General features: G+C 44.0%; 9 protein-coding genes. 8 read left to right on the plus strand and 1 reads right to left on the minus strand.

What is annotated here, in order from left to right:
- The 3 genes from QZY09_RS01900 to QZY09_RS01910 form a co-directional block, all read left to right on the plus strand.
- Nucleotides 1–403 (plus strand): nitrilase-related carbon-nitrogen hydrolase (locus QZY09_RS01900; RefSeq protein WP_295667475.1); only part of this gene is annotated, 403 nt, incomplete at its 5' end.
- A gap of 167 nt (nt 404–570) precedes the next feature.
- On the plus strand, nt 571–1,608 hold the full coding sequence (locus QZY09_RS01905) for an agmatine/peptidylarginine deiminase (RefSeq protein WP_295667491.1): 1,038 nt from the start codon (nt 571–573) through the stop codon (nt 1,606–1,608).
- A gap of 217 nt (nt 1,609–1,825) precedes the next feature.
- A complete protein-coding gene (locus QZY09_RS01910; protein ID WP_295667477.1) occupies nt 1,826–2,197 on the plus strand; it encodes a DUF5668 domain-containing protein in 372 nt (123 codons plus the stop codon).
- A gap of 140 nt (nt 2,198–2,337) precedes the next feature.
- On the opposite strand, the gene QZY09_RS01915 is transcribed toward QZY09_RS01910, so the two are convergent.
- Nucleotides 2,338–3,498, minus strand: coding sequence for a hypothetical protein (locus tag QZY09_RS01915; protein ID WP_295667479.1), 1,161 nt, complete (start codon nt 3,496–3,498; stop codon nt 2,338–2,340).
- A gap of 65 nt (nt 3,499–3,563) precedes the next feature.
- Between QZY09_RS01915 and QZY09_RS01920 the strand changes: the two genes are divergently transcribed.
- From QZY09_RS01920 to QZY09_RS01940, 5 genes are all read left to right on the plus strand, one after another.
- Complete coding sequence (locus QZY09_RS01920) at nt 3,564–4,469, plus strand: S-adenosyl-l-methionine hydroxide adenosyltransferase family protein (RefSeq protein WP_295667481.1); 906 nt, start codon at nt 3,564–3,566, stop codon at nt 4,467–4,469.
- Nucleotides 4,470–4,635: 166 nt separating this feature from the next.
- Entirely contained in the window at nt 4,636–5,445 is an 810-nt protein-coding gene (locus tag QZY09_RS01925) for a LiaF domain-containing protein (protein WP_295667483.1), read from the plus strand.
- A gap of 28 nt (nt 5,446–5,473) precedes the next feature.
- Nucleotides 5,474–6,505, plus strand: a complete 1,032-nt coding sequence (locus QZY09_RS01930) for a sensor histidine kinase (protein WP_295667485.1) — start codon at nt 5,474–5,476, stop codon at nt 6,503–6,505.
- 3 nt (nt 6,506–6,508) lie between these two features.
- On the plus strand, nt 6,509–7,249 hold the full coding sequence (locus tag QZY09_RS01935) for a response regulator (protein ID WP_295667487.1): 741 nt from the start codon (nt 6,509–6,511) through the stop codon (nt 7,247–7,249).
- A gap of 78 nt (nt 7,250–7,327) precedes the next feature.
- Nucleotides 7,328–8,426: DUF6794 domain-containing protein (locus QZY09_RS01940; RefSeq protein WP_295667489.1), on the plus strand; the 1,099-nt coding region annotated here is incomplete at its 3' end.

Here is an 8,426-nt window from a genome sequence, read left to right on the forward strand (position 1 = left end):
CCAGTGGTACCCCGAAGCAGCGCGCATCACTGCCCTGATGGGGGCCCAGGTTATATTTTATCCAACCGCCATCGGCTGGGCCACTACCCAGGACGAAGCGACCAATGTTGAACAGTATAATGCCTGGCAGACCATACAACGCTCACATGCTGTAGCCAACGGTGTGCATGTAGTAAGTGTTAACCGCGCCGGCGAAGAAGCAGGGCTGAAGTTTTGGGGGGGATCGTTTTTCTCCAACCCATTCGGTACCGTCATTTACCAGGCATCGCACCATGAGGAAGAAGTGGTAGTGCAGGAGCTTGACCTGGATAAATCTGACTATTACCGCAGCCACTGGCCCTTTATGAGGGATAGAAGGATTGATTCCTACCAACCAATTACAAAAAGATTTATTGACGAATAAACCACCCCCAGCGCGTCATTGCGAGGTACGAAGCAATCTCTACGCGGGACATTCCCGGAAGCATATCAACAATGTATAGTTTGAGATTGCGTAGGCATTCAACAGGGTAATGTCGCAGTAAATTGTGTTTTTACCATGAACTATGAACTATTAACCATGAACTAATGATGGACTTTCCCAACCTAAAAGATTTCCACTTTCCTGCCGAATGGCACCCACATACCGCTACCTGGCTGAGCTGGCCGCATAAGGAGGCATCATGGCCGGGGAAGATCGGGATGATCTACCCTAAATATTGCGAGTTTATTAAGGTATTAACTGAAGGTGAACTGGTGCGCATTAACGTAGGGGATGAGCAGCTAAAAGCTTTTGCCAAACAGCAGTTGACAGCTGCCGGTGTGGATTTAACCAGGGTTGAGTTTTTTGATTTCGTCACTAATGACGCATGGTGCCGTGATCATGGTCCGGCGTTTTTAATTAATGAAACCACCAAACAAAAAGCGATTATCGATTGGGGTTATAATGCCTGGGGTGGCAAATACCCGCCCTTTGACCTGGATGACGTGATCCCAACAAAAATTGCGGAACACTTTGGGTTGCCGGTTTATCACCCGGCTATTGTAATGGAAGGCGGTTCGGTTGATTTTAACGGCAGGGGTACCGTGTTAACTACTACTGCCTGTTTGCTCAATAAAAACCGCAATCCGCATTTAAACCAGCAGCAAATTGAAAGCTACCTGCAAAACTATTATGGTGTTGAGCAGGTGCTATGGCTGGGCGATGGCATAGTGGGTGATGATACCGACGGACATATTGATGATATTACCCGCTTTGTGAATGAAGATACCGTTGTTACCGTAGTAGAGGAAGATAAGAACGACGAAAATTACCACCTCCTGCAGGAAAACCTGGCAACGCTTAAAACTATGCGCCTGCTTAACGGCAAACAATTAAATATTGTGGAACTACCCATGCCGGACGCAGTGGTTTATGACGACCAGCGCCTGCCGGCATCATACGCAAACTTTTATATCGGTAACGCCGCGGTGGTGGTGCCAACCTACCGCTCAAAAAATGATGATAAAGCCTTGGATATTTTACAACAGTGCTTCCCTGATAGAAAAGTGGTGGGCATTGATTCTACCGATATCATCTGGGGCCTGGGCAGTTTCCATTGCCTGAGCCAGCAGGAACCTGAGGTGTAAAATGAGGGGCGTCATGCTGAGCCCAGTCGAAGCATGTGCGTAAAGGCCCTCGCACGTATGCTTCGAGAGCCTCAGCATGACAACGCGCTTTCGTTTATCGATTTTTTTTCACCGACAATTTCTCCCTTCATACCGACAACCATCAACCACCTGCCAATATTCCATTGCCCAACATTCAATATCGCTATACTTTTGGGTATAATTAAAATTTAAAACAATGGAAACTAACAGCATCACCCCAAATACAGCTATCAACGGAAAAACAATAGCCGGTATCGTCATATTAATTGTTGGCAGTATTTTACTGATCGACCAGTTTAACTTATTTGTTATCCCTGATTGGGTGTTAAGCTGGCCAATGCTGCTGATCGCTTACGGCCTGTACCTTGGCGGTAAATACAATTTCAGGAAACCGATCTGGATCTACCTTACAGTGTTGGGCGTAGGATTTTTATTGACAGATAATATCCCTGATGCAGTCCGTTTTATCTGGCCGGTAGCTATTATCGGTGTTGGCGCATGGATGGTTACCAGACACAATAACAATGCAAAAGAAGATAAAACCTATACAGAGTATAAGCAGGTTTAAGTGCCTCACCCTGCCCTCTCCAAGGGAGAGGGTTCGAAAAAATAACGAAGTTAAAGTCCTCTCCTTTGGAGAGGATTTAGGTGAGGCGAGTTTAGTTTACAAGTGGTTAAAGCCGGGCAGGGAAACTTGCCTGGCTTTTTTTAATAATCAGCGGGCAGGTAATACCATGGTATATTTAAAAGCCCTTTTTTTAACTCAACCTCAATATTATCGCCTGCATTGTACTTATCATAGGTGCCTTCGGATACTTCCGTTTCCTTTTGGTCCTGGCCCGGCGAAAAAGGATTCAGGGTGAGGTAGTAATGTTCCCTTTTATTGTAGTTCTTGTGTTTATCGTAAACCGATGTATGTACCGCCTGCGGCGCGGATTTGTCGAATAAACAATTCACCTGCACCACGCAGCCAAAGCCGTATACAGCCGAAATGAGCAGCAAGCCGATTGACTGCCCCACTGCCGGCATATCTTTATTGAACCCCGTGATATAGATAAGTACAGCAGTTACCATGCATAGCACTATCGCGGGTAAAAACGCGTTGTGGAAATCGTAGATATCATAACCCAATGAACCGGTTAAACATAAAACAAATGCAGGTGTAAACAGCCCCAGGGCGGTAAATGAATATACGCTGCGCCTTGTGCTGGAAATAAATTTGATGAGGCCCTTGCTGAGCGCCATAATCAATATGCCTAACAATGGATAAACGATGAGGAAAATAATAACTACAGGTTTCCTGTCAAACGGAATGCACATTAATCCTGCAAACATGCCAATCGCCATATAACTCCAGCCCATCCATTTGGATTGGGTGATCGTGGCTTCACGCTCTTCCTTTGTAGCCCCAAGCCGGCTATCATTTAAAAGCCGGTCCTGCTCTTCTGCCAGGTCGCTGGCATCAAGGTCTTTAAAATTTTCCTGGAACCACTTTTTTAAATCCGCTCCATCAATAAAATCCGAATAATTATTGATGGTGATTTTAGGTCCTGTTTGCGAAATCGATTCAATCACGATGGTTTTAGGGCCTATCCGACAACCCTTAATATCAGCGGTAGCCAATTCTTTCGTTTGCAGTACGTTTGTTGCTCTTACACTTTCCGAGGATATAATTACCTTTTTCCTGAGTTGACCACCAAGCAATACTGCGAGAAAAACAAAGCAGGCAGCTACCGGTAAAACTATAGGGGTGTCGCTGTGATGCCGAAAACATAATGATAAAAAGATAATGGCTACGATGGTTAAGATTGCGGCGAAAATGACGTAAACTGTTTGCTTTCCACTGGATAAGGTATATTCTACTTCCATTATTTAATAATTGTGACGCTTAAAAATATACATTAAATCCCTTATTTTGCAGCTTTTTAATTAGTATGATGAAAACGTTACGTTCAATTACCTGTCTTTTTATATTGGTTTTAGCTGCTAACCTGTCTTTCGGGCAAAATAAAATGGTTGTTTTTCAAACGGATTTTGGTTTGAAGGATGGCGCCGTATCCGAAATGAAAGGGGTAGCCATGGGTGTTTCGCCCGAATTGAAATTATTCGATCTTACCCACGAGATCCCTGCATTTAACATCTGGGAAGCCGCTTACCGGCTGGAGCAAACCATTAAATACTGGCCCGCAGGCACCGTTTTTGTTTCGGTTGTCGATCCCGGCGTGGGTACGGCCCGCAAATCGGTGGTTTTAAAAACCAAATCGGGGCACTTTATTGTAACGCCCGATAACGGCACTTTAACCCTGGTGGCCCAGTCGTTAGGGATCGCAGAGTTAAGGGAGATCGACGAAAAGATCAACCGCCGCAAAAACTCCGAAAAATCAAATACATTTTATGGTCGCGATGTTTATTGTTTTACCGCAGCCCGCCTGGCTTCTGGCGTGATCAGCTTTGAACAGGTTGGCCCTGTGATGGAACCCAAAGTGGTTGCCCTGCCTTACCAGCACGCGGTGCTTGATGGTAAAACATTAAAGGGTAATATCCCCGCACTTGATGTGCAGTACGGCAACATCTGGACCAATATCCCCGATACTCTTTTTGATCAGTTAAAACCCAAATATGGCGATATGGTACACGTAGTGGTATCCTATAAGGGCGAGGAAAAATATACCGGCGATATGCCTTACACCAATACTTTTGGTGCCGTTGCCGAAGGCAAACCATTGGCGTATATCAACAGCCTTTTACAGGTATCGTTTGCGTTAAACATGGGCGATTTTGCCAAAATTTATCACCTGGCCAGCGGCGCCGACTGGAGCGTAGCCCTGAGTTTACGTTAACGTACTTTGCTATTTTTTACACTTTAGTATATTAATTTTTGATCTGGCAACTTTTTCACCGACACTTTGTTGCAACTTACCGACATGTTTAAATATGCCGCCAGTTTTTGTTTGGCTTACATATAATGTTACCTTAGTTTTGGATAAGATTTAATATAGGATAATAATGGACAACGATATAAAATATTCAAACAACCCCCGCAATGGCAAAGCTCTGGTGGGGGTTATACTATTAATGGTTGGGGCCATTCTGCTGCTTCAGCAATATGTTATACCAAACTGGGTTAAACTTTGGCCCCTTTGGTTAATTGGCTGGGGTATTTTTATTGGAGCCAAAAGCAATTTTCAAAAAAATTCGTTTTTTGTGTTAATGGGCCTGGGTGTTGTGTTTTTATTTACCGAAAATATCCATAACGCAGGTGGTTTTATCTGGCCGCTGGGTATCATCGCATTCGGCTTATGGATGATCCTGAGGCGCCGTAATCCCTACGATAAAGATTACTGGAAAAAACACTATAGTTATAAATGGGATCCTGGCGCTTCGGCAAATGCTGCAAGCGGAACTCCTCCTGTTGAAGAAGTGAACTATACGGAGGTTCCTCCCAAAGAGGCCTATTCAGGCTACTCGCACGGCGGTGATGATTACCTGGACGCGGTATCTGTTTTTGGCGGGGTTAAAAAAACCATTCTTTCAAAAGATTTTAAGGGCGGCGAGATCGTTAACATTTTTGGCGGCGCCGAACTGGATTTTACCCAGGCCGATATCAATGGCCGGGTGATCATTGATATCACCCAGATCTTCGGCGGAACCAAGATCATTGTGCCGTCGCATTGGCAGGTAGTGTCAGACCTCGCCGCGGTTTTTGCTTCGGTAGATGATAAACGGATGAAAACTACTGCTTCGCCCAATAACGAAAAAGTACTGGTACTTAAAGGTGTTTCCATTTTCGCGGGCGTAGATGTAAGGAGCTTTTAAGGCTTTCCGGACTTTCGGACTATAAACCATGACAATAACATACAGCAATACAAGGCTATACGGGACGTTTGCAGCGTGCGGGCTCATTTGGGCCCTGGGGCAAACGTATTATATCCATAGTTTTGGTTTTTTATGGTTTATTGCTGTTACCGATGGTTTAGTGAATACCATACTGCTTTCCGCAGCTTGCTGGCTCATCAACAATAACCTGCGTTATTACCAGCCGGGCAAAGGCAGTTACATCAATATTTTAATCTGGTGTGCCGCTTTAGCAACGGTTTGTACCCTGGGTTGCCGCTGGCTGCTGCCCTTGTTAACCACCGGCGATGCCTTTATCCAGTTTTTAATCAATTCTGTTTACATGCGCGGTTTTATCGACTTTTTGGCGATAGGCTGGATGGCGATGGTCAGTATTATTTATTACTCGCAGATCGATCAGAAGGAGAACGAAAAACGCAAGGCCGAGGCGGAAAAGCTGGCCCGCGATGCCGAACTTTATAATTTAAGGCAGCAGTTGCAGCCGCATTTCCTGTTTAACAGTTTAAATTCTATCAACGCGCTCATTGGTTTTAAACCCGATGAGGCCCGGCGCATGATCCACCAACTTTCAGATTTTTTACGCGGTACATTAAAAAAGGACGACCAACTGCAGGTGCCCCTGGCCGATGAACTGACGCATTTAAACCTGTACCTTGATATTGAAAAAGTACGTTTTGGCCACCGCCTGCAAACGGAGATCAGTTGTGATGAAAGCAGCAGCGCCGCCCTGTTACCTTCGCTGTTATTGCAGCCTATTGTTGAAAACGCCATCAAATTCGGCTTGTACGATACTACCGGCGATGTAGTAGTAAGCATCAGGGCCGAAATGGAGGGTAATTTTTTGATCCTGATGGTCCAAAATCCATATGATCCGCAAACCTCCAGGCCCAAACAGGGTACCGGTTTTGGCTTAAGGGGTGTGCAACGCAGGTTATATTTGTTATTTGCACGAAATGATTTGATTGAAACTCACGCAAATGATAATATATTTACAACCATTATTAAAGTACCGCAGTTGTAATATATGAAACGCGCATTAATTATTGATGATGAGCCTTTGGCCCGGATGGTGGTTAGGGAGTATTTGCAGGATTTTAGCCAGATAGAAGTGATCCAGGAATGTGGTGATGGCTTCGAGGGCCTTAAAGCCATTCAACAGTACCAGCCTGACCTGATCTTCCTTGACGTGCAGATGCCTAAAATAAACGGCTTTGAAATGCTGGAACTGGTGGAGCAGCAGCCCGCGGTAATTTTTACCACCGCCTTTGATGAGTATGCCATAAAAGCCTTTGAAGCCCACGCGGTTGATTACCTGCTGAAACCTTTTAATAAAGACCGCTTTCATAAGGCGATAGAGAAATATTTGGCCCAGGCGCCAAATGCCCCTTCACCTAAAAAGACAGAGGAGATCCTGGAAGCTGCCAATTCGCCGGCACAGCATGAGCGGATTGTGGTAAAAACAGGCACCAAGGTGAAGATCATCCCGGTGCAGGACGTGCAATATCTAGCGGCTGATGACGATTATGTAAGCGTTTACACTGCTGAAGGCTCTTTCCTGAAAAACAAAACCATGAACTTTTTTGAGCAAACGCTCGACCCACGATATTTTGTACGGGTACATCGTTCGTACATGATCGCAATACAGCAGATCACCCGGATCGACCCCTACGAAAAAGATGCACACCTGGCCATCCTTAAATCAGGTGCCAAAATACCCGTGAGCAAAACCGGGTATGTGAAACTGAAGCAGGTGCTGGGGATATGATTTGATTTCGGAAGGCGGATTTTCGATTTCGGAATTGAAAAATATTTATCTTCCTTTATTATCCGGTTATTCCTTGTCATGAAAGTAAGGGCCCTTGTTTTTTATGTCTTATTTTTTGCGGTTAGTGTCTGTTTTGGCCAGGGCCAACGCGTGCCACGGAATTTAAAGCAAGCTGTAAATTTATTGCAGACCGACTGCCCTGACAGCCTTAAAGGAATCATCAAAAAAACTTCAGATAATAAATTGATTAACCTTTGTTATCCATGGGGCGATTATACTAATTACAAGACCATAGATAACTGGATTTCGGATGATAATCAGGGCGTTAAAATCAATAAATACCTGGCTAACAAAGGAATCAAGACTAATCAACATCAACAAACGGTGATTTTAATAGCGTTTAAAACAATGCTTTTAGGTGGCGAAGTTGATGAAAAGCAACTATTTAAGCCGTACCAGGCAATTGAAGCTATTTGGGACAAAGAAGATAAAGTAAGATTTACCACAGATACGCTAAGAGGGCATTATATCCCAAAAGATATTAATGATTGTTTTCGAAAATTAGACCTATTAGTCCCAGATTCAGACAAAATTGTAGCAAAATCCATGGCAGAAGATACGTTCACCTCGCGCTATTATTTTGGATTGGGCTTTTGGGTAATGAACAACTGGGGACTTGGTTCGGGTTCCCGCCTTTCTGTATATTTTAACTCAATGGGCGTTTACAACAATGAAAGTATGGCAGGAATAGTCCTAGTTAGCTATTACAGATACTTGAACGGGAACCCCATCCATCTTAATGGACAAGCTACTAAGGATAAGGAATTCTGGAAAAAGTCCAAAGAAAAAGAAAGGGACGACGAGAGGGGGAAATTCGATGTTTATAAGATTGGTGATACCATCAATTACGAATACAATCTTGGCTATATTTCAAAAAAACAAGAGGACGATCAAACAAACGACAAGTGCAGGGCAAAAGGAGTTATTACCGCGAGGGATACAAGCAAGTTCTATATCAAAGTGAAAATTCTGGAGACTTGTGATGGAAAAGGTATCATTACTTATGATAGCAAGAATCTTCTTTTTTTCAACGCTAAATTAAAAAAATGGGAAAAGTTTAAAAAACGGAAAGTTAAACGGTGTTATAACGGAGATGAATTGTGGTTTAATTATGAAA

Origin of the sequence: uncultured Mucilaginibacter sp. (assembly GCF_903913935.1) — a bacterium.
In the GTDB taxonomy this organism is placed as follows: domain Bacteria; phylum Bacteroidota; class Bacteroidia; order Sphingobacteriales; family Sphingobacteriaceae; genus Mucilaginibacter.

Bases quoted from the DNA above. Each gene is read 5' to 3' on its own strand.
- QZY09_RS01905 (WP_295667491.1), top strand. From the start codon at position 571: ATGGACTTTCCCAACCTAAAAGATTTCCACTTTCCTGCCGAATGGCAC.
- QZY09_RS01920 (WP_295667481.1), top strand. From the start codon at position 3,564: ATGATGAAAACGTTACGTTCAATTACCTGTCTTTTTATATTGGTTTTA.
- QZY09_RS01935 (WP_295667487.1), top strand. From the start codon at position 6,509: ATGAAACGCGCATTAATTATTGATGATGAGCCTTTGGCCCGGATGGTG.
- QZY09_RS01910 (WP_295667477.1), top strand. From the start codon at position 1,826: ATGGAAACTAACAGCATCACCCCAAATACAGCTATCAACGGAAAAACA.
- QZY09_RS01915 (WP_295667479.1), bottom strand. From the start codon at position 3,498: ATGGAAGTAGAATATACCTTATCCAGTGGAAAGCAAACAGTTTACGTC.
- QZY09_RS01925 (WP_295667483.1), top strand. From the start codon at position 4,636: ATGGACAACGATATAAAATATTCAAACAACCCCCGCAATGGCAAAGCT.
- QZY09_RS01930 (WP_295667485.1), top strand. From the start codon at position 5,474: ATGACAATAACATACAGCAATACAAGGCTATACGGGACGTTTGCAGCG.